Annotated in this window: 19 protein-coding genes; 7 read left to right on the top strand and 12 right to left on the bottom strand. The window is 66.6% G+C overall.

Going from position 1 to position 25,557, the window contains the following annotated elements; all coding sequences use genetic code 11:
* The first annotated feature begins 118 nt into the window (after nt 1-118).
* Nucleotides 119-1,894: a patatin-like phospholipase family protein gene (locus tag ACWPV3_RS09495; protein WP_453977718.1), complete on the top strand. Its 1,776-nt coding sequence runs from the start codon at nt 119-121 to the stop codon at nt 1,892-1,894.
* On the opposite strand, the gene ACWPV3_RS09490 is transcribed toward ACWPV3_RS09495, so the two are convergent.
* From ACWPV3_RS09490 to ACWPV3_RS09475, 4 genes are read right to left on the bottom strand one after another with little or no spacing between them, the layout of a single operon-like run.
* Nucleotides 1,842-2,534 carry an LrgB family protein gene (locus ACWPV3_RS09490; protein ID WP_453977717.1) on the bottom strand — a complete coding sequence of 231 codons (693 nt, stop codon included), beginning with the start codon at nt 2,532-2,534 and terminating at the stop codon, nt 1,842-1,844. The genes ACWPV3_RS09495 and ACWPV3_RS09490 overlap by 53 nt on opposite strands.
* On the bottom strand, nt 2,531-2,920 hold the full coding sequence (locus tag ACWPV3_RS09485) for a CidA/LrgA family protein (RefSeq protein WP_292085932.1): 390 nt from the start codon (nt 2,918-2,920) through the stop codon (nt 2,531-2,533). Before ACWPV3_RS09485 ends, ACWPV3_RS09490 begins: the two co-directional genes overlap by 4 nt.
* A gap of 15 nt (nt 2,921-2,935) precedes the next feature.
* Nucleotides 2,936-4,741 (bottom strand): aminopeptidase P family protein, encoded by a 1,806-nt coding sequence (locus ACWPV3_RS09480; RefSeq protein WP_453977716.1) that lies wholly within the window; start codon nt 4,739-4,741, stop codon nt 2,936-2,938.
* Nucleotides 4,742-4,750: 9 nt separating this feature from the next.
* Entirely contained in the window at nt 4,751-5,617 is an 867-nt protein-coding gene (locus ACWPV3_RS09475) for a 50S ribosomal protein L11 methyltransferase (protein WP_453977715.1), read from the bottom strand.
* Nucleotides 5,618-5,868: 251 nt separating this feature from the next.
* Between ACWPV3_RS09475 and ACWPV3_RS09470 the strand changes: the two genes are divergently transcribed.
* The gene (locus tag ACWPV3_RS09470) at nt 5,869-6,363 is read left to right on the top strand and encodes a hypothetical protein (protein ID WP_453977714.1); all 495 of its coding nucleotides are present in this window, start codon (nt 5,869-5,871) and stop codon (nt 6,361-6,363) included.
* 69 nt (nt 6,364-6,432) lie between these two features.
* Here ACWPV3_RS09470 and ACWPV3_RS09465 read toward each other — a convergent pair whose 3' ends face one another.
* On the bottom strand, nt 6,433-7,341 hold the full coding sequence (locus ACWPV3_RS09465; RefSeq protein WP_453977713.1) for a LysR family transcriptional regulator: 909 nt from the start codon (nt 7,339-7,341) through the stop codon (nt 6,433-6,435).
* An 89-nt stretch (nt 7,342-7,430) separates the two neighbouring features.
* On the opposite strand from ACWPV3_RS09465, the gene ACWPV3_RS09460 reads away from it, so the two are divergent.
* The 5 genes from ACWPV3_RS09460 (at nt 7,431) to ACWPV3_RS09440 (ending at nt 13,315) form a co-directional block, all read left to right on the top strand.
* Nucleotides 7,431-8,465, top strand: a complete 1,035-nt coding sequence (locus tag ACWPV3_RS09460; protein WP_313454432.1) for an aldo/keto reductase — start codon at nt 7,431-7,433, stop codon at nt 8,463-8,465.
* A gap of 16 nt (nt 8,466-8,481) precedes the next feature.
* The gene (locus ACWPV3_RS09455) at nt 8,482-9,651 is read left to right on the top strand and encodes an MFS transporter (protein WP_313454431.1); all 1,170 of its coding nucleotides are present in this window, start codon (nt 8,482-8,484) and stop codon (nt 9,649-9,651) included.
* A 198-nt stretch (nt 9,652-9,849) separates the two neighbouring features.
* Nucleotides 9,850-11,388, top strand: coding sequence for a DEAD/DEAH box helicase (locus ACWPV3_RS09450; RefSeq protein WP_453977712.1), 1,539 nt, complete (start codon nt 9,850-9,852; stop codon nt 11,386-11,388).
* An 83-nt stretch (nt 11,389-11,471) separates the two neighbouring features.
* Entirely contained in the window at nt 11,472-12,521 is a 1,050-nt protein-coding gene (locus ACWPV3_RS09445; protein ID WP_312734469.1) for a GGDEF domain-containing protein, read from the top strand.
* A 41-nt stretch (nt 12,522-12,562) separates the two neighbouring features.
* Nucleotides 12,563-13,315, top strand: coding sequence for a lysophospholipid acyltransferase family protein (locus ACWPV3_RS09440; RefSeq protein WP_453977711.1), 753 nt, complete (start codon nt 12,563-12,565; stop codon nt 13,313-13,315).
* Nucleotides 13,316-13,318: 3 nt separating this feature from the next.
* Here the strand turns inward: ACWPV3_RS09440 and ACWPV3_RS09435 are convergent, their stop codons facing one another.
* The 7 genes from ACWPV3_RS09435 to ACWPV3_RS09405 all read right to left on the bottom strand — a co-directional run bounded on the left by ACWPV3_RS09435 (nt 13,319) and on the right by ACWPV3_RS09405 (nt 25,314).
* On the bottom strand, nt 13,319-16,528 hold the full coding sequence (locus ACWPV3_RS09435; protein ID WP_453977710.1) for a discoidin domain-containing protein: 3,210 nt from the start codon (nt 16,526-16,528) through the stop codon (nt 13,319-13,321).
* Between the two features lie 45 nt (nt 16,529-16,573).
* Nucleotides 16,574-17,389, bottom strand: coding sequence for a carbohydrate ABC transporter permease (locus ACWPV3_RS09430; RefSeq protein WP_453977709.1), 816 nt, complete (start codon nt 17,387-17,389; stop codon nt 16,574-16,576).
* A complete protein-coding gene (locus ACWPV3_RS09425) occupies nt 17,386-18,330 on the bottom strand; it encodes a carbohydrate ABC transporter permease (protein WP_453977708.1) in 945 nt (314 codons plus the stop codon). The genes ACWPV3_RS09430 and ACWPV3_RS09425 overlap by 4 nt, the downstream gene beginning before the upstream one ends.
* Nucleotides 18,327-19,595, bottom strand: a complete 1,269-nt coding sequence (locus ACWPV3_RS09420) for a sugar ABC transporter substrate-binding protein (protein ID WP_453977707.1) — start codon at nt 19,593-19,595, stop codon at nt 18,327-18,329. Before ACWPV3_RS09420 ends, ACWPV3_RS09425 begins: the two co-directional genes overlap by 4 nt.
* Nucleotides 19,592-21,046, bottom strand: coding sequence for a glucoamylase family protein (locus tag ACWPV3_RS09415; RefSeq protein ID WP_453977706.1), 1,455 nt, complete (start codon nt 21,044-21,046; stop codon nt 19,592-19,594). The genes ACWPV3_RS09420 and ACWPV3_RS09415 overlap by 4 nt, the downstream gene beginning before the upstream one ends.
* Nucleotides 21,047-21,133: 87 nt before the next feature.
* A complete protein-coding gene (locus ACWPV3_RS09410; protein ID WP_453977705.1) occupies nt 21,134-24,196 on the bottom strand; it encodes a TonB-dependent receptor in 3,063 nt (1,020 codons plus the stop codon).
* 50 nt (nt 24,197-24,246) lie between these two features.
* Entirely contained in the window at nt 24,247-25,314 is a 1,068-nt protein-coding gene (locus tag ACWPV3_RS09405; RefSeq protein ID WP_453977704.1) for a LacI family DNA-binding transcriptional regulator, read from the bottom strand.
* Nucleotides 25,315-25,557: the final 243 nt, after the last annotated feature.

Below are 25,557 nucleotides of genomic sequence, written 5' to 3'. Positions count from 1 at the left end.
CGGTGGGCGGGAGAAGCGAACGCTTTATCCGCAGGAACGGAGTCGGGCAACGCGCGAAGGCCGAACGCCTGTGGTGAAGCCAATTCACCGGCCCGAAAATCTCGCCTACAACCGGGTCATGGCGACGTCTCGACCCGACACCCTGGCCACCGCGTTGGCGCGAATCTTTGAAGGGCGGATGATTGACCGCGCCAGCTGGTTCGCCCTGACCGGCGGCGAGCAACTGTTCGCCGCCGGCGATCCCGCCGACACCCTCTATCTGGTGCGCTCGGGCCGTCTGGGCGTCTTCCGCATCGAGGAGAATCAGCCGGCCCAGTTGCTGGGCGTGATCCGCCCCGGCGAGCCCGTCGGCGAAATGGCCATGCTGGCCGGCACGCCCCACACCGCCGCCGTCGTGGCCCTGCGCGATACCGAAATCCTGGCCCTGCCGCGCGAAGCCTTCTTCGAGGCCGCCCGGACCGAGCCGGACCTGATGGTCGAACTGTCGCGCCTGATGATCCACCGCGCCCGCGAACGCGCCGGCGGGGCGGCGGAACCCAGCGTGTTTGGCTTCGTCTCGGCCCGACCGCGCCCGATCCGCGCCTTCGTCGAACGCATCGCCGCCGCCGTCCAGGCGATGGGCTTCACCTGCCAGGTCATCGACCAGTCCGCTCTCAGTTCCGCCGCCGAATGGTTCAGCCGGGTCGAGGACACTCACGACTACGTCCTCTATGTCGCCGAACAGGACCAGCCCGCCTGGGCCAATCTGTGCGCGCGCCAGGTGGACCGGTTGTTTATCGTCGGCAGCGGCGTCATGGCGCCGCCGTCGAACCTGCCCCGCCGCGCGGGCTTCGGCGACGGCCGCCGGCTGACCGATCTGATCCTGCTTCGCGACCCGCGCATGCGCCATCCGGCCAACACCCGCGTCTGGCTGAACGCCCTTGCCCCCGACCGCTGGTTCCACTGTGTCGAAGGCGTCGCCGCCGACGCGGAACGCATGGCCCGGGTCATCACCGGCACGGCCATTGGCCTGGTGTTGTCGGGCGGCGGCGCGCGCGCCTATTGCCACATCGGCGCGATCAAGGCGTTGGAACAGGCCAAGGTGCCGCTGGACTTCCTGGGCGGCTCGTCCATGGGCGCCGTGATCGCCGCCGGCCCGGCCCTGGGCTGGTCATTCGAGCGGCTGGATTTCGAGATTCGGCGCGCCTTCGTCGAATCCGATCCTTTGTCGGACCTGGCCTTTCCGCTGATCGCCATGTCGCGGGGGCGCAAGGTCGCCGGCCTGATGCAGCGCGCCTATGGCGAAATCGACCTGGCCGACCTGGCCCTGCCCTTCTTCGCCGTCTCGGCCAATCTGACGTCCGGCGACATCGAGGTGCATCGCGCCGGCCTGATGCGACGGGCGCTGCGGGCCTCCATCGCCATTCCCGGCGTCCTGCCGCCCGCCGTCATCGACGGCCAGGTCCTGGTCGATGGGGCGGTGCTGAAGAACTTCCCCACCAGTGTGATGCGTCAGTTGAACGGCGGGCCCATCATCGGCGTCGACATGTCCCAGACGCGCGGCGTCGATCCCGCTTCTCTGGAAAATCCACCATCCTGGTGGCGCTGGATCGCCAGCGGCGCCTGGAAAAACGGCCCGCCCATCGTCTCCATCCTGATGCGCTCGGCGACCATCACCACCGACGCCGAAATGGATCAGTCCCGCGCCGAAGCGGATGTGCTGGTCCTGCCTCGGACCGACCGCACCGACATCCGCGACTGGAAAGCCTACGACGAACCCGTAGCTTCTGGCTATGCGGCCATGACCGAGGCGCTGGAGGCCTTGCCCTGCCCGGTGCAGCACATCCGCCGATGCCCGCCCGCTACAGAAGAAGCGCCAGAACCGACAGCAGCGTCGCCGTCGCCACGGCGTTGAGCGCCATTCCCAGGCTGGCGAAGGCCCCGGCGGTCGAATCGACCTGGAACGCCCGCGCCGCCCCGAACCCGTGCGCCGAGACGCCGACCGCCAGGCCCCGCGCCCGATAGTCGGTCATCTTCATGGCGTTGAACAACGGCGTCGCCGTCATCGCCCCGATCACCCCGGCGATCAGCACGATCACCGCCGCTAGGGCGGGCACCCCGCCCAGCTGCTGGGCCACGGCCATAGCCACCGGCGTCGTCGTAGCCCTCGGCGCGATGGAGGCCAGGATTTCGTGCGGCGCGCCGAACAGGGCCAGCACCCCGACCGCGCTGACCACGGCCGTGACCGCGCCCGCCATCAAAGCCAGGCCGATCGGCAAGGCCAGCCGCCGTATCAGATCGCGCTGCGCCCAGACCGGAACCGCCAGCCCTACCACCGCCGGTCCCAACAGGAAGCTCAGCGCCTGCGTCCCCGACCAATAGGTCGCATAGCTCGTGCGGGTCAGCAGCAGCAGACCGATCAGCACCGGCGTCGCCAGCAGGACCGGGTGGCACAGCGGATGGCGCCCGCTACGGCGCGACATCAGGTCGGCGCCCTCGAACACCACCAGCGTCAGGGCCAGCCAGAACAGCGGCGTGGTCAGCAAATCCTTCACGACGCCGCCTCCTCGACCGCGTCCGGCTGCGGCTCGGGCGGCCCGAACCGCTTGACCGCCCAGCGGAACACCAGGGCCGTCACCACCATGGTCAGCAGCGTTGAAATGGCCGTCGCCGCCAGAATGCCGACGCCGTATCGCGACAGCGGCCCACCCTCGTCGATCAGCCCCACCGCCGCCGGCACGAACATGATCGACAGATGCGCCGTCAGCCAGGCCGTCACCGCCTTCAGCGTCGGCCGCTCCTTCGGAACCAGCGCCAGCCAGGCCAAGAGCAGCATCAGCCCGATCACCGCGCCCGGCAGCGGCAGGCCCGTCAGCCGGTGAATGACCTCCCCGGCCAGCTGGCAGAACAGCAGCAGGGCGATGGCCCCGATCATCGTCATCGCATCAGCCCCGGATCACAGCGGCGCGCAGACCGTCTCCAGCCAGTCCCGCGCCTCTCCGTCCAGCAGAGGACCGACCTTGGCCAGGGTCTCGGCGTGATAGGCGTCGACATAGGCCCGCTCGTCCGGCGTCAGCAGATCGACGGCGATCAGCCTGCGGTCCAGCGGTGCGAAGGTCAGCTGCTCGAACCCGTGCATCGGCCGCTCGCCGCCCTCCGGGACCACCGCCGGCGTCACCACCTGCAGCGTCTCGATGCGGATGCCCCAATGGCCTTCGCGGTAATAGCCCGGCTCGTTGGACAGGATCATGCCTTCCAGCAAGGGCTGGCTGGTGCCCCATTTCGCGATCCGCTGCGGCCCTTCGTGGACGCCCAGATAACTGCCGACGCCGTGTCCCGTGCCGTGATCGTAATCCAGTCCCGCCGCCCACATCGGCGCCCGGGCGATGGCGTCCAGCGCCATGCCGCTGGTCCCGGCGGGGAAGCGGATGGTCGCCATGGCGACGTGCGATTTCAGGACAAGGGTGAACTTGCGCTTCTGGTCCTCGGTCGGCTCGCCGATGGCCATGGTGCGGGTCACGTCGGTCGTGCCGTCCAGATATTGGCCGCCGCCGTCCACCAGCAGCAGCGAGCCCTTCTCGACCTTGCGGATCGTGGCGCCGACCGGCTTGTAATGCGGCAGGGCGCCGTTCGGCCCGGCCCCGGCGATGGTGTCGAAGCTCAGGTCCTTCAGCGCGCCGGTCTCCTCGCGGAACCGCTCCAGCGTCTCGACCACTTCGCGCTCGTCCGGCAGCGTCTCCTGCGCCACCGTGTCGACCCAGTGCAGGAACCGCGTCAGGGCCGCGCCGTCGCGGATATGAGCCTGGCGGCTGCCTTCGATCTCGACTGCGTTCTTGGTCGCGCGCGGCACGGCGCAGGGGTCAGCCCCGCGCACCACTGTCGCCCCGGCCTGTTCCAGACGGTCGAAATACCAGGCCGAAGACAGGGCCGGATCAACCAGAACCTTCTGACCGCTCAGACCATCCAGCGCCTCGGCCAGACGCTCGGTCGCCAATAACTGGACCGCATCGCCCAGCCATTCAGGCAGTTCATTCGTCACCTTGGCCGGATCGAGGAACAGGCGCGCCGTCCCGTCCGTCGCCAGCAAGGCCTGACCGATGGGCAGAGGCGAACGGATCACGTCCCCGCCGCGCACATTGAACAGCCAGGCGATCGAGGACGGCGCCGTCAACAGGACCATATCCGCGCCTGCATCCGCCACAGCCGCGCCGATCCTCGCCCGCTTGGACGCATGGGCCTCGCCGGAATAGACATCCTCATGCGGCACGACAGGCGCAGCGGGCTGGGCCGGACGATCCCCGCCCCAGGCCAGGTCCAGCGGATTGGCGTCCACGGGCTTCAGCGTCGCCCCCGCCTTCTCGGCCGCCGTCTTTAAGCCGATCAGGGCGTCGGGGCTGTGCAGACGCGGATCGTAACCGATCACCGCCCCCTTGGCCGCCGTCTCCAGATAGGCGGCGACATCGTTCAGGTCGCGCCGTTCGAACAGGGCCGGATCAGTCTGGGCCTTCACCTGCACGGTGTAGCGGCCGTCGGTGAACATGCTGGCCCGGTCCTGGCACACCACCGCCGCCCCGGCCGAGCCGGTGAAGCCGGTCGCCCAGGCCAGCCGCTCGTTGGCGTCCGGCAGATACTCGTTCTGATGCTCGTCCTCGTGCGGGATCAGAAAGCCGTCCAGCCCCTGTTTCGCCATTTCGGCGCGCAGCAGCGGCAGATGCTTGGCCCCGAAGGACGGATCGGTGGTTTCGTCGAAGGTCTGGCGCATCGTCTTTCCTCAGGCCTTGCGCAGTTGCAGGGCGCTCCAGGCGTCGTGATGGATGGTCTGTTCGACCGCGAAGCCCAGCGGCAGGTAGGCTTCAAGCACCCGCTCCTCCTGCGTCCGCAGCAGGCCCGACAGGATGGCGACCCCGCCCGACTTCAGCGCCGCGCCGATCTCGGGCGCCAGATGCACCAGCGGCGCGGCCAGGATGTTGGCGAACACCAGATCATAGGGCAGATGCTGCGCGATGCGCGGATCGCTGAGGCCGTCGGCGAAATAGAAGTCGCATTTGGCGTCGTTGATCTCGGCGTTCTCGTTGGCGATCCGGGCCGACGGCTCGTCGATGTCGGTGCCGACGGCGATGGGCGATCCGGTCTTGGCCGCCGCGATGGCCAGGACGCCCGTGCCGCAGCCGACGTCCAGCACCTTCTCGAACGTCTCGGTCTCCAGCAGCCTGTCGAACGCCTCCAGGCATCCGACCGTCGTGCCGTGGTGGCCGGTGCCGAAGGCGGCGCCCGCGTCGATCTTCAGATTCACACGCCCTTCGGGCACCTTGCCCTGATCGTGCGCGCCATAGACGAAGAACCGCCCGGCCTCGACTGGCGGCAGGCCCGACAGCGACATGGCCAGCCAGTCGGCGTCGGCCAGCTTCTCGACCACGACCTCAAGCCCGTCGCGCGCTCGAAGGGTCGCGGCTATGCCCTCGGCTTCTTCATCGGTGGTGGGAAAGGCGTCGATGCGCCACACGCCCTTGTCCTCGTCCTCCTCCAGGATGGAGTAGGTCGCGCCTTCCAGCATCGGATCCGCATCTATGGCGGCGGCGGCGGCCTCGGCCGGGACGCGCAGGCCGCGTGCGATTATCTGAACAGCAGACTCGGACATTTCTCAAACACCGCTAATATGACGAATCGGAGCGATCCGGCGCACCCATTGCCCGTCGCCGCCGCGTTTTTTGATCAAACCGAGGGGTCGGGGAATACATGGCCAAGTCACCAACTACGTCTAAACCTGCGTCGCCGAAGGCGGCGCCTGCCGCTTCCAAGCCTAAAGCCGCGCCGAAGTCGAGCGCCGCGAAGGCCGCGACGGCGAAAACCGTCGAACCCAAAACCGCCAAGGCCGCCGCGCCCAAGACGGTGAAGGCCGCATCCCCGGCCAAGGCTGCACCGGCCAAGACCGCCGCTGCGAAGCCCGCAGCCCCCAAGGCGGCCGCGACCAAGGCTCCCGCCAAGAAGGCCGCGCCTGCCGCCAAGCCGGCGGCTGTGAAGACGCCGGCCGCCAAACCCGCCGGAACCAAGGCGCCGGCCAAGCCGGTCGCGAAGACCGCTGCGCCAAAGACGCCCAAGGCTGCGCCTGCCGCGAAGCCCGCCGCGCCCAAGGCAGCGGCCAAGCCAAAGGCCGCGCCAGTCGCCGCCGCTCCGGTCGAAGCGCCCAAGCCTGCGCCCGCCAAACCGGTCGAGGCGCCGAAGCCCGCCCTGACGACGACGGCGGCTCCGGCTGTTGCGCCCGCGCCTGCCCCCAAGCCCGCCGAGGCGGCCAAGCCGGCGCCAGCAGCGGCCGCCGCGCCCAAGGCCGAGGAAAACAAGGGCTTCTTCGCCAAGCTGGGCGACCTGATCTTCGGCAAGCGCTGATCCGCGCTTCAATCTGAAAACGGAGAGATCGCCGGACGACTTGCGTCCGGCGATTTCTTTTGTGTGCCTTCAGCGCAGACGTTCAGCCAGAAAATCGACGAACACCCGCACCCGCGCCGGCAGATTCGTCCCACCGACGAACACGGCGTGGATCGGCTCGCGATCGCCGGGATTGAACTCTTCAAGCAGCGGAACCAGCCGTCCCTCCACTATGGCGTCCTGGACGCTGAAGCGCCCGACCCGCGTCACTCCAACACCGGCCAGAGCCAGTTGCGTCAGGGTCTCGCCGTTGTTCGCCTCGACCGGCCCCCTCACCATCAGGGAATAGTCTCGCCCATCCTTGCGAAAGGGCCAGACCGGCTCGACGCGGCGGAAATTGAAGTTCAGACAGTCGTGATCGTACAGGTCTTCCGGCGACCGGGGCACGCCCCGACGCGCCAGATAGTCGGGTGAAGCGACGATGGTCCGCCCCGTCTCACCCAGCCGGCGCGCCGTCAGCGGGCTGTCGGTCAGGGGCCCGAACCGGATCGCCACATCCGCCTGCCCCGCCGCCACATCCACCACGGCATCGGTCAGACTTATGTCGATCAGGATATGCGGATACAGGCGCACGAACTCGCCCAGCAGAGGCACCACCTGTTGCCGCCCATGCGCCAGGGACGCGCTGACCCGCAGATGGCCGCGCGGCGCCCCCTGGTCGGCGATCCCCTGCTCGGCCTCGTCCAGATCGGCCAGTATCCGCCGCGCCGCCGACAGATAGGCATGCCCCTCGGCGGTCAGGGTCAGCACGCGCGTCGTCCGCAGCATCAGCCGCACGCCCAGCCGCGCCTCGATCCGGTCCAACGTTCGACTGACCGCCGAGGGCGTCAGGCCCAGCAACCGCCCGGCGGCTGAAAAACTGCCCTCGTCCGCCACCGCCGCGAAGACTTCCATCTCGCGGGCGCGATCCAGACCAGCGACTCGCACCTTTGCGTTCATTTCAAAAATCCTTGGCCTGAATGCGCTCTACCGACAGCAGATACGCCCGTCCATTTGTGCGTTCGTTCGCAGGATCGAAAGGCCAAGTCATGGAATATCGTCAGTTGGGAGACTCCGGCCTCCGGGTTTCCGTTCTCAGCTTCGGCGCCGGAACCTTCGGCGGGTCGGGACCGCTGTTCGGCGCCTGGGGCAACAGCGACGTAGAGGAAGCTCGCCGTCTGGTGGACATCTGCCTGGAGGCCGGCGTCAACCTGTTCGACACGGCCGATGTCTATTCGGACGGGGCCTCGGAAAGGGTTCTCGGTCAGGCGATCAAGGGGCGCCGCGACCAGGTGCTGATTTCGACCAAGACCGGCCTGCCGACCGGCGACGGTCCGGGCGACTGGGGCGTGTCGCGCAGCCGCCTGATCCGCTCGGTCGAGGAGGCGCTGCGCCGCCTCGACACGGACCACATCGACCTTCTGCAACTGCACGCCTACGACGCCACGACCCCGGTCGAGGAGCTTCTGGCCACGCTCGACATGCTCGTGACCTCGGGCAAGGTTCGCTACACGGGCGTCTCCAACTATCCCGGCTGGGCCCTGATGAAGGCGCAAGGCCTGGCTGATCGCGCCTCCCTCCCCCCTTTCGTCGCTCATCAGGTTTATTACTCCCTGATCGGCCGCGCCTATGAGGCCGACCTCATGCCCCTGGCCGCCGACCAGGGCGTCGGCGCGCTTGTCTGGAGCCCGCTGGGCTGGGGCCGGCTGACCGGCAAGATTCGCCGCAACGCGCCTATCCCCGAAGGCAGCCGCCTGCATGAGACGGCCCAGTTCGCCCCTCCGGTCGAAGACGAGCACCTCTATCGCGTCATCGACGCCCTGGACGCCGTCGCGGCCGAGACCGGCAGGACCGTGCCCCAGATCGCCCTGAACTGGCTGTTGCAGCGCCCGACCGTGGCCTCGGTCATCGTCGGGGCCCGCAACGAAGAGCAGTTGCGCCAGAACCTGGGCGCCGTCGGCTGGCGTCTGACGCCGGACCAGATCGCCGCCCTCGATGCGGCCAGCGATGTCATGCCACCCTATCCCCACACTCCCTACCGCCAGCAGGAAGGGTTCGCGCGTCTGAACCCGCCGCTGGTCTGAGCCCAAGTCGTCTCTCATGAAACTCAATCCTCCCCTTCTCGCCCTCGCCGCCGGCGCCTTCGGCATCGGCGTGACCGAGTTCGCCCCCATGGGTCTGCTGCCCGTCATCGCCACCGATCTGGGCGTCACCATTCCCACGGCCGGACTGCTGATCAGCGCCTACGCCCTGGGCGTCATGCTGGGCGCGCCGCTGATGACGCTGACCACGGGGCGCGTCCCGCGACGGGCCTTGCTGATCGGTCTCGTCGCTATTTTCACCATCGGCAATCTGCTGTCGGCCGTGGCGGACAGCTATGGCCTGCTGCTGGCGGCCCGCGTCGTCACCTCGCTGAACCACGGAGCCTTCTTCGGCGTCGGCTCGATTGTCGCCGCAGGCCTTGTGCCGCCGAACCGTCAGGCGGGCGCCGTGGCCGCCATGTTCATGGGCCTGACCATCGCCAATGTCGTCGGCGTGCCCCTGGCCACCTGGGCCGGAGACGTGCTGGGCTGGCGCGCCAGCTTCTGGGGCATAGCCGCCATCGGGGTTCTGGTCATGGCGGCGCTGCGGTTGACCCTGCCGCAACTGCCCGCCCCGGCCGGTGGCGACATGGCCGCCGAACTGCGCGTCCTGGGTCGCGGTCCAGTGCTGGCGGCCCTGGCCCTGACGGTGATCGGCTCCAGCGCCATGTTCACCGTCTTCACCTATATCGCCCCGATTCTGCGGGAACAGACCCACGCCTCCCTGGGCTTCGTCACCGCAATGCTGGTGACATACGGATTGGGGCTGACCGTCGGCAACTGGTTGGGCGGCAAGTTCGCCGACAAGTCCGTGGACCGCACCTTGATCGTCACCCTGGCCGCGCTTTCGGCCCTGCTGATCGCCTTCGCCGTCGCCATGCCGTTCGCCGTTCCGACCTCGATCCTGGTCTTCCTGTGGGGGATCGCCAGCTTCGCCTTGGTGCCGCCGCTGCAGGTCAGGGTGATGACTGCGGCCTCGGACGCGCCCAACCTCGCCTCATCGATGAACATCGGCGCCTTCAACCTGGGTAACGCCATCGGCGCCGCAGTGGGCGGAATGGTCATCGCCGGGGGGCTGGGCTATCCGGCCGTCTCCCTGGCGGGGGCCGTCGCCGCAGGGCTTGGCCTCGTGCTGGTCCTGATCCTGACGCGCCGCGATGCGCCCAGGAGCGCGCCCGCCGCCTGTTGACCGCAAGATCGGGCTTCGGAGACCTTGTTCCGAAGCCCGGTATTCAGGGTCCGAAAACCGGGAATACTTGACTTTGGCGCGGGGGCTTCTATATCGCCCCCAGCCTCGGGACAGGTCTGCGATCCGCGCCGCCCGCTCGCCCAAGAGGGGCGGTTCCGTCGCTTAGACGTACGCAGACGCATTCTTTCCCTAGGATTCATGACCGAATTTTCCCAACTGGGCCTGTCGCCCACGCTTCTTCAGGCCGTCGCCGAGACGGGCTACACCACCGCCACGCCGATCCAGGCCCAGGCCATTCCCGTCGCCCTCGTGGGCCGTGACGTCTTGGGAATCGCCCAGACCGGCACCGGCAAGACCGCCGCCTTCACCCTGCCTCTGATCGAGCGGCTGTCGACCGGCCGCGCCCGCGCCCGGATGCCGCGCGCCATCGTCTTGGCGCCGACCCGCGAACTGGCCGACCAGGTCGCCGAAAGCTTCGCCAAATACGCCAAGGGCGCCAAGCTGAGCTGGGTGCTTCTGATCGGCGGCGTCTCCATGGGCGATCAGGTCGCGGCCCTGAACAAGGGCGTGGACGTGCTGATCGCCACACCCGGCCGCCTGCTGGACCTGTTCGAACGCGGCAAGATGCTGCTGACGGGCGTGGAAATCATGGTCGTGGACGAAGCCGACCGGATGCTGGACATGGGCTTCATCCCCGACATCGAGCGTATCTTCAAACTGACGCCGCCGCGCCGCCAGACCCTGTTCTTCTCGGCCACCATGCCGCCGGAAATCACGCGCCTCACGACCCAGTTCCTAAAGGATCCGACCCGGATCGAGGTCTCGCGTCCGGCCCAGACCGCAGACACCATCACCCAATATCTGGTGCGCATCCCGACCAGCGATCCCAAGGCCAAGCGCACCGCCCTGCGTGCCCTGATCGAACGCGCGGACGTCAAAAACGGCATCGTCTTCTGCAATCGCAAGTCCGAGGTCGATATCGTCGCCAAGTCGCTGCAGAAGCACGGCATCGACGCCGCCGCCATCCACGGCGACCTGGACCAGTCGCACCGGATGAAGACCCTAGCCGACTTCCGCGCCGGCAATCTGAAGATCCTGGTCGCCTCGGACGTCGCCGCCCGCGGCCTGGACATTCCGGACGTCAGCCACGTCTTCAACTACGACGTCTCGCACCACGCCGACGACTATGTGCACCGCATCGGCCGCACGGGTCGCGCCGGTAAACTGGGCCAGGCCTTCATGATCGTGACCCCGGCCGACGACAAGTCGCTGGATAAGGTGCTGAAGCTGATCAAGAAGGACCCGGAAGAACTGGTTCTGGACATCGACTTCGCCGCCATCAAGGACGCGCCGCGTCGCGACGACAAGCGTGGCGGTCGTGATCGCGACCGTTCCGGCGGCCGCGGCCGTTCGCGCGCCGCCGAGGCGGCTGAGCCTGCAGCTCCCGTCGCCGCGACCGAAGCTGAAACCACGGCCGCAGAAGCGCCCGCCCGGTCGCGCAGCCGTCGCAAGGCCAGGCCGGAAGCCGCCGTGGACGCCCCGCTGGAAACGCCGCCGATGGTTGCGGCCGAACCCGCCGAGGCGGCTCGTCCGCCACGCGCCGAACGCGAGCCTCAACCGCGCCAGTCCGAGCGTCGCGGCGAGCGCCGGCCGGAAGAGCGCGAACGGTCGGGCGTGAAGGGTTTTGGCGACGACATCCCCGCCTTCCTGCGTCGGCCGGTCGTCATTCCCGCCTGATCGTTCGGGCGTTTACCGGACATTACGGATCACCCCCTAGTCTCCCCCGCGAGCTTCAGAATCGAAGCTGCGGGGAGATTCGTATGACGGTTAAGGTCGAGGTGGCTGTTCGGGGACCCGAAGCCTATTCCCTTGCGCGCAACGTCATCACCGAGATGGAATCGGTCGGCGTCTGGCCGACTCCGCTCAATTTCGAACTCTGGCTCCACTATCTGGGCGACCCCGATGGGCCGCTGGGGCGCGAGATTCGCCGCCTGCTGAACGACAACGTCGTCATATCGGACGAGACTTCGGAAATGCTGGCGGCGGAATTCCTGCCGCGCGGCCGTCTATCCGAAGAGATCCGCGACGCCGGCGCCGTGCTGGACCGCGAACTGACCAGCATCGCCACCGCCATCGCCAAGGCGCACAAGACCCAGGCGGACTATGGCGTCACCCTGGCCGACGCTTCCGAAACGATGGACGGCGCCCAGGACCCCTCCTCCCTGAAGGACCTCGTGGGCGGCCTGTCCCACGCCACGAGACGCGTTCGCCGCGAGACCGCCATCCTCGAAAAGCGCCTTGAAAGCTCCAACAAGGAAATCGCCCGCCTGCAGACGCACCTGGAACAGGTGCGGCGCGAGGCCATGACCGACGCCCTGACCAACCTGGCCAACCGCAAGGCCTTCGACGAGCGCCTGGAGGAACTGTGCGCCGCCGAGGACGCGTCGCCTCTGACCCTGGCCATCCTCGACATCGACCATTTCAAGCGATTCAACGATACCTGGGGTCATCAGACGGGCGACCAGGTCCTGCGCTACGTCGCCACGGTCATGTCTCGCGTTTGCCCAGGCGACCGGTTCGCCACCCGTTTCGGAGGCGAGGAGTTCGCCATCATCTTCCCCGGCGAAAAGGCCGGGTCGGTGACGGCGGTGTTGGAAACCATCCGACACGAAGTCGCGTCGCGCTCGCTGCGTCGCCGCTCCACCAATGACGACCTCGGCACGGTGACGATTTCCGCCGGCTTCGCCCAGCGCCTGCCGGGCGAAGCCGCCGCCGCTCTTCTGGAACGCGCCGACGCCGCCCTCTATGCCTCCAAGCGCGCGGGCCGAAATCGCGTCACCGGCGCCTCCACGCTCGAAAAGGCGGCCTGACCGGGCCTGACACGGCGACGCTTTCCACCCATAGTCGGCCGATGCGCAGCTTCGCCTTCAACATCGCCTATTGGATACTGTCGGTCGGCTATGGACTGACCGCCGCCTTCGCCGCCCTGGCGCCCGGTCGGGGCCCGGCCAGTTGGGTCATCCGCCGCTATGTGAAGCGGATGGTGCAGGCCATGGCGGTCTTCGCGGGCATCCGGCTTCAGGTGCGCGGCAAGGAACGCCTGCCCGAAGGCGCCTTCATCATCGCCTCCAAGCACCAGAGCTGGGGCGACGGCTTCGTCACCTACGACCAGTTCGACGACCTGGCCTTCGTCACCGGCGACCATCTGGAGAAGTTTCCCCTGTTGGGCGGGGTGCTGAAGAAGCTGGGCGCCATCGTCGTCAACTCCTGCGGCGGGCACGAGGCGCGAAAGGCCCTGGCCATGCGCGCCGCCGAAGCCCGCGCCGAAAATCGCAAGATCCTGATCTATCCGGAAGGCCATCTGGCGCCGGTCGGAAGCAAATACCGTTACCGCACAGGCGTCTGGCATATGTATCGGGACTTCCAGATGCCGGTCGTTCCCCTGGCCACCAACCTGGGCCTGTTCTGGCCCGAGGAGAAGTACGAGAAGCATCCCGGCACGGCGACGCTGGAGTTCCTGGACCCGATCCCGCTAGGCTTGGACAAGGACGCCTTCATGACGCGGCTGGAGGCGGTGATCGAGGCGCGCACGGCCGAATTGATCGCCGAAGCCACGGGCGCGCCCGTCACCCCCGCGATCCTGATCGACACCCCGGCCAAATAGGCCCTAGCGCAGCACCACACGCCGCGCGCCGACGGGAATCTTCAGATCGTCGCCCGTCCAGACGGCGGCGCGACCATCGATCGTCACGCTGCGCGGCCGTCCGTCGCCCGCCGGCCATTGCAGGACGAAACCTCCGGGCGGCGTGGCGCCCGGCTGGATTGTCAGCACATGCTCCCGTCCCTGTTTGCGATAAGCATAGGTCAACGGCCCATACGCCGTCCGCAGGTTTCGCACCCCCACGCCCTGCGGCGTGTCCAGCCACGCCTCGGGCACGCCCGCCGCCAGAACGAGGGCATGATCCCGGTCCCGCTCATAGGCGAACAGGTCCAAGGCCGAACGGATGTAATCCGAGCTGATCCAGGCGTGGGGCATGTCGCCGATGAAACGCGGCTCGCGCTTCTCGCGCCCCACCACCTCGGCCCAACCGTTCCAGGCCTCGGGCCGCCGGTCGGCCATCAGGAAGTCCAGCACCGCCAGCGCACGGTCCTTTTGCCCCAACCGAACGTAGGCCCCGACCAGACGCCATTCATAGGGAGTATAGTCCTTCCACGCCGTGCGATTGGTCAGACGGTTCTGGAAGTTTTCCCAATACCGGTCGAAGGTTCGCGCCAGCAGTTCCGGCGGCAGATCATCCTTTTCGCCCGCCGGCGACAGGGCGATGGTGGTCGAGGTGGCATCGAAATCGCCCCGGTCCGCCGCCCCCGCGATCCAGTCGATGCCGTGATAGGCCGCCGTCGCCGTGATCGAGGCGCGGATGTCGGCGGCGAACTGGTCGCGCGCCGCTGCATAACGGACGGCGGCCTCCGCATCGCCCAGCGTCTCGGCGATGAAGACCGCGTCCTTATATCCCAGCAGCCCCCAGAAATCGTCCCAATAGGAATAGGCCGCCTTGTCCGAATAGCCCTCGTGACTGATCGTCGGCGGCAACAGGCCGAACAGATGCTGTTGATCCGGCGTCTGGAACGCCGCCGTCCGGGTCGAGGCGCGCAGGTCGTCCATATAGGCGACGGCCTTCTGCACTTGGGGCCAGACCTGACGGAGCCGGGCCTCGTCCCGGGTGTAGCGATAGGTTTCGGCGGCCAGGAAGACGAACTCGCCGTGGCTGTCGTTCTCGGGCACCGGATCGGCGCCGCGCGCGTCGACGCAGCACGGAACCTTGCCGTTGTCGAACACATAGGGGGCGTACCAGCGCAGATAGTCGGCCGAATGCTCGGCCATGCCCAGCCGGTTCAGCCCCTCGGCCATCATGGCCCCGTCGCGAATCCAGGAGCGATTGTAGCTGCGGGTGCCGGGCTGCAAGATCGGCCCCTGACGCGACATCAGCATATGGGCCAGAGACGATTTCAGCGCGTCCTCGATCCGCTGGGCGGCGGGCGGCAGGGTCAGATCCACCCGATCCAGTTTCGCGCGCCATTCAGCCGCCAACCGGGCCTCGGCCTTATCCAGAATCGCGGCCGCCTGCCCCACCGGCTCGGGCGCCAGCGCGTCGCCGGATAGCTGTGAGACCCAGCCGACCGTGCGCGTCTCGCCCGGTTGCAGCGTCATCTCGTAGGTCAGGGCGCCGGCGGCCAGACCTGTGGCGTCGGTCGTCGTCATGACCTCGGCGGCCGGTCGCCGGGCAGACGGCAGGATCAGAGACTGCGGATCGCTGCCCGCGTCGAAGGTCGCGAGCCCAACCTGGTCCGGTGCCGCCAGCGGCTGCACCCGCACCTTGTCGTTAAGAGCCAGCCCCGCGCCGTCCCAGGCGAACTTTTCGACCGGACTGACCCCGCCGGGAATGGCCAAGAACTGACGCGGCGCATTCACCTGCATCGGCCGCGCGGCCATGGCCAGGGTCAGGGTGCGCGGCCGGCTGGAGGTGTTGGTCAGGTCGTAACGCCCCCACAGCTGCGCCTGATCGGGCGGGCCGTCGGCGAAGGCGGTGATCTTCAACGTCCAGTCATCGGCGGTCCACGTCACCGACGGGATCGGCAGGTCGCCGTCCTTCAGCCCCTGTTTGATATTGACGTCGGCCCAGGTGATCAGCCGCCCGTTGTCGACCACGAAGGGTTCGATGCTCGGCCCCGCGCGACGCAATTCGATGGCGCCGTCCTCGCCGATCAGGCCGCTCTCCCCGCCCCCGTCGACCCCGACCAGGGTCCAGTAGGATTGCTCGGCCGAGAAGCCGCGCGGATACAGGCCCCGCCGGTTCTCCCTGGCCACCGCCTCGACGAAGGCCGTGGCGTCGGCGCCGAAGGCCAGGGGTTCGACCTCGATCTCGTTTAGCGCATAGGTCGTCGCCTGGGCCGCGCCCAGCCGCTGTCCCGCGCCGGACGAGCCGACCACGTCGGACGCCGCCAGCGGCTTCAAAGGTTCGAGCCGCAACCACCGCGCGGTCGCCTCGGGCGTCCTCAGCCAGTCGACCCCGCCGTTCCCGCCCGTCACCGTCGCCAGCGGCCTCCAGTCGCGTCCGTCCAGCGAGGCCGAGACGCGATAGTCGCTCGCCGCGCCGCGTTCGCCCCAGCGCAGGATCAGGCCGCCGAACTCCCGCTCATACCCCAGGTCCAGCGTCAGGACCGGCGCGCCATCGACCGGCGGGGCCCAGGCGGTCTTGATGTCGCGATCCACGGCGCGCGCGGCGGTGGAAGGCGACCGTCCGTCGCTGGCGATCGGCTGGGGCGGCACGGCCGGATCGACGGGCAGTTCGCGGATCGACAACTGGTCGATGTCGATGAAGCCGCGCCCGCCCTCGGCCGCCACCACCACGAACTCGACCCGCTCGGCGCGACGCAGTTCGGTCTCGGCACTGGGCCCCCAGGCCTTGGACACCTGACGCCGCTTGATGACGAACCGGGTCCAGCCGTCGGGGAAGTCGTAGCGGGTCGTCTGCTTCCACCAAACGTTCTCGGCCGAGACGTCGGTGAACTTGACCTCGAAGGTGTTGGTCGGCCCCTCGCCCCGCACCCAGAAGCTGATCTCGTAATTGTCGGGCAGGTCGAACGGCAGGGCGCGCGCCGCGAAGGCGTAACCCGCCTTGCCGTTGAAATCATAGGTCAGACGCACCGCCCGCCCGTCATGCCCCGCGACCGACGACACGGTCGAGGAAACGTCGGTGGAGGCGTCGGCCTTCCACGCGGCGGCGTCCTCCATCGGGTCCAGCACCCGCGTCGTCTGGGCGAAGGCGGGGTTCGAGATCGCCACGGCGAGGGCGAACAGAGAGGCGGCAAGGCGCATAAGAGGCCTGTTCCTTGTCGTCGTCCCAAAGGGACAGGGAAAAGCTCAGCCCTTCACGCTGCCCGCGAGCATCCCGCGGATGTAGTAGCGTTGCAGGGCCAGGAAGAGGATCAGCACCGGCGCGACCGTGACCACCGCCCCGGCCATCATCAACTCGACGTCCTGCACATGCTCACGCGACAGGGACGCCAGCGCCACTGGCAGGGTGTAGTTCGACTGATCCGTCAGGATGATCAGCGGCCACAGGAAGTCGTTCCAGCTGCCCAGGAAGACGAACAGGCCCAGGGTGACGATGATCGGCTGCAGCGTCGGCAGGACCACGCGGCGGAAGATCTGACCCTCGCTGGCGCCGTCGATCCGGGCGGCCTCCAGCATCTCGTCGGGAATGCTCAGCGCATATTGGCGCACCAGGAACAGGCCGAAGATCGAGGCCAGCCACGGCACCAGCGCCCCGGCATAGGTGTTCACCAGCCCCATCCCCTTCAGCATCAGAAACAGAGGCAGGGTGCCGATCTGGGCCGGCACCACCAAGGCGGCGACCAGGAACTGGAACAGCCGCTCGCGCCCGGCGAACTTCAGCTTGGCGAAGGCGTAACCGGCCGGGACAGTGAATCCCAGCGCCAGTATCGTCGCCAGGGTCGCCAGGGCGAAGCTGTTCCACAGATACCGCTCCATACCCTGGTTCAGGAACAGGTCGCGATAATGCTCCAGCGTCCAGTGCGACGGCAGCAACGGCGGCGGGAAGACGGCGGCCTCGCCGGTCGCCATGAAGCTGACCGACACCATCCAGACCAGCGGGAACAGCACGATCAGGGCGATGAGCCCGACGGCCAGATTGAGCAGGAGCGCGCGAATTTTCATTGATACGCCCCCACCCGCTTGGCGACCGCCAGCTGGACCAGGGTGATGGCCAGGATGCACAGGAACAGGACGAAGGCCACGGCGCTGGCGGACCCCAGATTCCACCATTTGAATCCTTCCTCGTACATGAAATACAGCACCGTGACCGTGCTTTGCGCCGGCCCGCCTTGCGTCATCACATAGGGTTCGGCGAACAGCTGGAAGAAGCTGGCCACCGAGATGATCGAGACCAGCAACATCGTCGGGGCGATGGCCGGCAGGGTGACATGGCGGAACTGCTTCCACGGCCCGGCTCCGTCGATGCGCGCGGCCTCGTACAGGTCGTCCGGCACGGTCTGAAGCACCGCCAGGAAGATCAGCATATTGTAGCCGAAGATCTTCCAGACCACGAACATCAGGATCGCCGGAATGGAGGTCGACGGATCGCCCAGCCAATCCACGACCGGCAGGCCGAGGCTCTCCAGCCCCCAGTTGATGACGCCATATCGGGTGTGCAGCAGATAGCGCCACACCACCGCCGTCGCGACCAGGGTCGTGACATAGGGGGCGAAGAACATCACTCGCCAGATCGGCCGCCACTTCACGACCCGCGCGTTCAGGATCACCGCCGCCGCCAGGGACGCGGCGATGGACAGGGGCACGCCGAGGACGGCGAAGGTCAGGGTGTTCTTCATCGCCCCCCAGAACAGGGGATTGGTCAGCAGCCGCTCGTAGTTCTGCAGGCCGACGAAACGCAGATTGTCCAGGTTCGCCAAGGCGTAGATGTCGAAGTCGGTCAGGCTGAGCAGCAGGGCCGCGATCATCGGAATAGCGAAGAACAGGCCGATGGCGATCAGGGCCGGGGCGACGAAGGCCCATGCGGCCCGTTCACGGGCGCCGCGTCCGCGCGACGGCTTAACGCTGGCCCCTGCCTTGGACAATGTCGGATCGGCGACGGTCATACGGCCCTGCCCTGTTCCATCATCCAGCGGCGCTTCTCCAGCAGCCGGTCGGCGCGGCGGTCGATCTCGGCGGAGGCGGTCTCAGGCGTGTATTCGCCGCGCACCATCCGCTCGGCGACGATCTGCATCTCCGTGACGATCCGTTCCCATTCCGGCACCTTGGGCACAGCCTTGGCGCGCGCCAGTTGGCCACGGAACGGCGCCAGCATCGGGTCGCGCTCCACGCCCGCGATGTCCCAGGCGCTTTGACGCGCGGGCAGGTCGCCGACGATGGTGTTGAACCGGGCCTGCACCGCCGGCTCGGACAGATAGCGGACCAGGGCCCAGGCCGCGGCCTGATGCGGAGAGGATTTGAAGACCGCCAGGCTGGACCCGCCCGGCGCCGAGGCGCCCAGACCGTTCGGCCCCGGCACGCCCGCCGTGGCCCAGTTCGGCTGGAACGACGCAGGCAGTTTGCTGCGGAAGTCGCCGACGCTCCACGGGCCGGAGAAGTAGAAGCTGAAATAGCCGTTGGCGAACTCGGTCCAGACGTTGGAGATCTGCGTTGACGAGGCCAGCGGCGCCAACTGCTCGTCGAACAGGCTGCGATAGAAGGCCAGGGCCGCGACGAAGCCGGGGTTGGAGAAGTTTCCGCGCGTATCCCGATCCCTCAGCAGCGGCTCGTCGATCTGAAGCCCGAAGGTCAAAAGCTGCTCGAACTCGTTCAACGGCAGCAGGATGGCGTAGTTGCCGTCGCCCGCCACGCGCTTGATCGCGTGCATGGCCCGCTTCCATTCGGCCCAGCTCTCGGGCGGCGCGTCGAACCCGGCCCGCGCCAGCAGGTCCTTGCGATAGAACAGCAGGCGGGTGTCGACATACCAGGGCGTGGTCATGGCGCGGCCAGCGATCTCGTTGGTCTCCAAGACCGCCGGGAACTGATCGGTCAGCAGGTTCGCGGCCGCGGGCGGCGTCGGCGACAGGGCGCCGATGGCCGTCAGCTCCGCCACCCAGGTATTGCCGATCTGGCTGACGTCCGGCAGCGAGGCCCCGGCGTAGGCGGTCAGCAGCTTTTCGTGCGCCGCCGTCCACGGCAGGGGCTGGACCGAGACGCGGACGCCCGGGTTGCGGCGCTCGAACTCGGGCATCAACTGCCCGACAGTCCCGCCCTCGTTGCCCATGGCCCAGAAGCGCAGCACGGTCTCGCCCGACCGGCGCGGGGTGCAGGCCGCAGCCGCCCCTCCCGCCATCAGGGCCAATGCGCCGCGTCTGTGGGCCGTCAGACTCATCCTTTCATCCAGCCGCCAGTGAAGCCCGCGATATCGAGCGCCCGGCGGATATTGGGCTCACTGCGCATATACCGCCAGACGAACTCGGACCTGTGGTTCTCGGTCATGATAACGATCGGCCCCTGGTCGATGCCCAGATAGTCGCCGTCCACCCAGCCGACGCCGTCCACGATCTTGCCGTGCTGCAATGGCCCGTCCCGCACCGTCAGGGTCGGGTTGAAGCTGTCGAGGAAGCCCCACTCGGTATAGACGCCCGCGCCGTATTTCTGCTTCATCGCCTTGACGCAGGGCACGACGATCTCGGGTGCGAAGGCGATGGAGCTGGCCGCCGCCGTCGGGGCGATGGTGCCGTCGTCGCGCTCGCCCGGCCCGCGCGCGGAATAGCTGAAGAATTCGCGTTCCTTGCCGGCGATCACCTGTTTGAAGTCGCCCGGCCCGTCGCAGGCCGTCAGCCCCCAGACCTCGGACGAATAGCCGGCCCAGCCGCCCGGATTGTCATGGGCGTATTTCTGCTGGGCGTAGACGGCGCGGCGGCTGTTCTCGAAATAATCCAGCCGCTCGCCCAGCTGGGCCGACTGCCCCCGCATCCAGGCGTCCTGAATGCCGCGAAAATCGATGAACATATGGCTGTACTGGTGCCCGAAGATGGGCGCGAAATTCAGGTGCCAGCTGCCCCACCGGTCGGTCCAGCTCTCGTCATAGCTGGCCGCCCATTCGTGCCAGACATTGACCGACACCGGATGGGTCGGACTGCCGATGGCCAGCAGCAGCACCAGCATCCCCTCGTTATAGACGTGCCAGTCCGACGGGATGAATCCGCTCTCGGGATGCCAGCCCATGGTGATGCGGTTGTCGCGGATCACGGCCCAAGGCCATTCGATCCGTTCATAGATGGCCTGGGCCTTCTGACGGATTTCCACCTCGTCCGGGTGGCGTCCATCGAAGTAGCGCGCGGCGAACAGCATGCCGCCGATCAGCAGGGCAGTATCGACCGTCGACAGTTCGTTGGTTCGATAACGAAGGCCCGTTTCCATATCCAGGAAGTGATAGAAGAACCCCTTGTGACCCGCCGTCTCCGTGGGGTCCGGTCCCTGCGGCAGATCGGAGAAGAAGCGGATGGTGGTCAGCGTCCGCTCGCGCGCCTCCGCCCGGCTCATCCAGCCCCGCTCGACGCCCACGGGCCAGCAGGTCAGGGCGAACCCGACCGCCGCCACCGAACAGAAGGACGGCGTGGGCCAGCGATCCGGCGTCAGACCCGTGCGCCGATCCGTGACCTTCTCGAACCAGCGGAACGTCCGCTCCTGAAGCTCCTCGATCTCAGGGTCCAGCCGCAAGGGCCGCCGCTGCGTCCCATTGACTGCCCCTGTCACCGCCTGTTGCGCCAATGCCGACCCCGCCCAGGACATGGCGCCAAGCAGCGTCGAACCCAACAGAAATCGGCGGCGATGCATGGCGGCTCTTCTCACGCAAAATGAACTGAAGACAAAAAGAAGGCCGCTTCGACGACGAGGCGTCGAAGCGGCCACAGGCTCAGAAGATCACCACTTGTAGCGCAGACCGACCTGGAAGCTGCGCGTCGGCAGGAACTGGGCCGTGGGCTGACCGAAGGTCGGGTTCAACGGCGCCAATCCAGTGTTCGACGTGCGATACGTCTGGTTGAAGCTGGAGTAGTTCTTGAAGTTGAACACGTTGATGGCGTCGGCCGTCAGTTCCACTTGTTGACCGCCAAAGACCTGGAACGCCTTGGTCAGACGCAGGTCGACCTGGCGATAAGCCCATTCCCAGGCCGGGATGATGAAAGCGTGCTTTTCGGGATAGGCCGAGAACCAATCCGGCTTAGCGCCTTCGCCGACATTGTTGCGTGTGAACGGGCGTCCCGAACCCAAGGTGATGATCGACGACAGGCGGAAGTCCCATGGCAGGGCTACGGTGCCCGACGCAACGATGCGGTGACGTTCTGTTCCCGGCGACTTGAACCAAGGCGAGTTGGCGATCGACGAATAGTCGAAGTCGAAGTTTGACAGGCCCTGATCGCGGCTGCCGTTCTGCTTTGCGTCGGCGAAGGTGTAGGCGACATTGAACCCGTAGCGGTCCTGCATGTTGAACGGCTTGTCCAACGTGAAGTAGATCGCATTGTAGCGGCGTTCGCGGTTGTGATCGGAATAGAAGGCGTTCCGATATGGAAATTGTTGGTTGGTCTGCGGATCGATCAGAGCCGCATTGGGCAGACCAATGACGACAGAGTTCGCGTCGTTCACGTTGAGGCGATACCAGCCGAACTCGTTCTTCGTCTTGGCGTAGGAGAAGGTCAGAGCAGCCTGAACGCCGCCGAACTTCTGACGAAGGCCGAGGTTGAACTGATCCGTATGCGGCATTTCTGCGTCGTTCTTTATCAAGAAGACTTCGCCAGTGCCGACGGTTCCTGCCAACAGCGTATCGAGCCCTGCCTGCGTGTTATAGATCGGATTCCAGGCCACCGTCTGCTGGCCGCCGTAGGTCCCGCCATTTTGCGAGAAGTAAACCGTCTTCGTCCGGTTGACGGGTCCGTAACGCTCAGAGAAGGCGAAGTTGAACCCGATCCGGTCGTAGTAACGTCCAGCGCCACCGAACAAGACCGTGCGTTCGTTACCGAAGAAGTCGTAGGAGAAGCCGATGCGTGGTTGGATCGCGCCCTTGAACGCATCGCGATTCCCGTCCGAGATGTACTGAGACAAATCAACGCCTGAGACATAGGCCGGATTTGACGACAGAGCCGTAATGAAGCGACGGATTTCGTCAGGCGTCCGATAATCGTTGTTGACGGCGTTATCCTCGTAATCCCAACGAATCCCCAGGTTCAGTTCCAGCTTATCCGTGACTTGCCAATCGTCCTGGAGATAGATGCCGAAAACATTGTTATCTACCGAAGTCGGCTGAACTGGCAGGGCAAGGCTTACCTGCGTCGGAATTGTGGACGAACCTATGACTTCCGATCGAGCTTGGATGTCATAGGTATAGAATGGATTCCGGTTGAACTCCTTGGTTACATCATATGACTGCATGGAATACTTCACGCCCATTTTGAAGGTATGGAGCCCAGCCAGCTGAACATCGGGAATCGTCAGATCATTTCGGAGCGTGATGCTTTCCTGTTGTATATCTTGGTTGTTAGCACCACCACCCAATGTGAAGATGGTGCTGTCGATATTGGTATAGGAGAATTGGAATCCAGCAGAGGCCGGGTTCGTCGCGACGTCCGGAACATTATCGCGGTAGATCACATAACGCGCGCCGGTCTTGTCGAAATTGAGCGCGCCTGGATTATAGCTCGACTTGAAGTAATCGAGCGAAAATTCGTTCAGGAACCGGTCGCCTTGATACTGGTGCTTCAGCACTACCGAACGTGTGTCGCCGTTGACCGCTACTGCACGATCATAAGCTGTAGGTCCGTTCCCAAAATCGCGAATGTCCTGCTCAGTCCGGTACGTCGCGCTGAGATCGACCCTTTGCCTATCATTCACCTGCCAAGACAGCTTGCCGAACAGCATGTCTTCTTCGAACGGCGCAGTGAAGGTTCCGAGATATTGGTCGAACTGGGAGGCGAACTCGGTCCGATTCAGATAAACCGGACGCTCCCGCGTCTCATCCTTGCGCTCATACGCCAGGAAGTAGTGGAGACGGTCTTCGATGATAGGGCCGCCGATCGAACCCCCGTATTGCAGACGGTCCAGCTTGGGCTTCGCTTCACCACGCGCCTTGGAGAAGACATTCTGCGCCGTCCAGCGGCCATCCTGCCAACTGACGAAGAGGTCGCCACTGAGTTCGTTGGTGCCCGAGCGCGTGACCGAGGTGATGATTGCCGAAGACGCCTGTTCATACTCGGCCTTGAAGTTCTGGGTCAGGACGCGGAACTCCTGCACGGCGGCCTGCGGGAACGGATTACCGCGGCTGTCGTCCTGGCCGGCGACACCGCCGTCGATAATGGTGGCCTTCTGGTTCTGACCGTCGATGAAGACGTTGATGGCCAGAGAGGGCTGGCCGCCCGCCGAAATCGTGCGCTCCGCGTCGTCTTCCTGGACGACTACGCCGGGTGCCAGGGCGGCGAAGTTCAGGAAGTTGCGGCTGATCTGCGGCAGGTCGTTGATCTGCTGCTGGCTGACGTTGGTCGCGACTTCAGATGTGCGCACTTCGAAGATGCGACGGCCGGTGACGACGATGTCGCCTAGGTCGGTCGCGCCTGCGGTCGAGGCCGTCGTCGTCGGAGAGGCGACGTCCAGATTCAACGTGCCGACCTGACCCAGAGCCAGGGTGACGGTGTCCTCGGTCGTCTGGCCGTCGCTAGTCGTGACCTGGATGCGATAAGAGCCGGGGCGCAGGCCCGGAATGACGTATTGGCCGTTGGCCCCGACGCGGCCTCGCGTGACATAGCCCGTCGCCGTCTCGGTCGCCGTCACCGTGCCGCCGGTCTCGGCAGTCGCACCGTCATAGACAACGCCCCTGAGGGTGGAAGTCGCGGTCTGCGCCGACGCGGCGCCGGCGAAGCTCATGCCGATGGCCAGGGCCGAGGCGGCGGCCAAGGCAACCTGGCGTGTCGTGGCCTTGCGTGTGTTGAACGGTTTCATCTTGGTGTTTCCCCTCCTGATGGGATCGGTCTTCCGCGGCATGCGGCGCGTCACCCGTTGTTGAACCTGGCGGACGAAGCCGCCGCGGTGGATTGGCGTTCGACCAGAACCGGCCGAACGGTTTCGCAGGCGGCGTCCGACGGCTCTCCGGCCGCGTCGGCTCTGACCAGGCCGATCAGGCGCTCGACGCCCCGACGGCCGATCTCCGCAATGTTGACGCGCATGGTCGTCAGCGCCGGGCGCATCAGACTGGCGATGGGCACGTCGTCGAAACCGACGACGGCGATATCCTCGGGGCAGCGGACGCCCGCCTCCTGAAAGGCCAGAAGAGCGCCGACCGCCATCATGTCGTTGGCGGCGAAGACGGCGTCGGGGCGCTGCCCCATGGCCAGGAGGGCCGTCGCGGCCCGGTGGCCCGAGGCCTGGGAAAACTCGCCCTCGACCACGATCGGCGCCTGACCGTCCAGGGCCGAGGCGTAGCCGGCGGCCCGTTGATCCGCTTCGATATTGCCTTCGGGGCCGCGAATATGAGCGATGCGGCGCCGGCCGGTCGCGATCAGATGCTGGACCGCCGTCCCCGCCCCGCCCTGGTTGTCGATGACGATGGAGGGACGGCCCGCCTCCTCCATGCCGCCGTTCATCAGCAGGACCGGCATCCGACCCGCGACGTCCGCCGCCAGATTGGCCGCGCGGACATGTGGCGACAGCACGATCATGCCGTCCACCCGGCCGCGCATGGACCGCACCGCTGTCAGCGTGTCCTCGGCGTCGTCGTGCGAACTGGAGACGATCAGATGTTTGCCATGGGCGCGGGCCGCCAGGTCCATGCCCCGGATCAGTTCCGAAAAGAACTCTCCGAACAGGTCCGGCAGGATCACGCCGATGGTGTCGGTGCGGCTGGTCGACAGGCTGCGGGCGCCGACGTGGGGGACGTAGCGAAGCTGGGCGACGGCGTCGAGCACCCGCTGGCGCGTCGATTCGGTGATGGCGTCCGAGCCGTTCAGCACCCGAGATACGGAGGCCACAGAGACCCGCGCATGCTCGGCCACGTCTCGAATCGTCGCGGCCTTCGCGGCGCGCGATCGGTCATTGGCGGCGGACGACGACGCGATGTCCAACGGCTTCCTCTCCTGCAGAGCGTCGTGCCAGCCCTCTTCAGCAAGGGTCCGTCGACGGCTCATGTAATCGGTTACATGACACATCATCAGAAGGGCCCGCAAGCCCCGCCAGGCGGGAATGTCAGAACTGTGTTTGGATTGCGACGCTGGCGCCGATCGCCGTCAAATGATGGGCAAGTCCGCCAAGTGGCTGTTTGCGCGCGATATTATCGCACAAATAGAGACGCCTTATCCGCCTCGACC

It is taken from the genome of Brevundimonas sp. Marseille-Q4549, assembly GCF_976940555.1.
The sequence above is the reverse complement of the archived record's forward strand: the minus strand, read 5'-3'. Positions and strand labels throughout refer to the sequence as shown.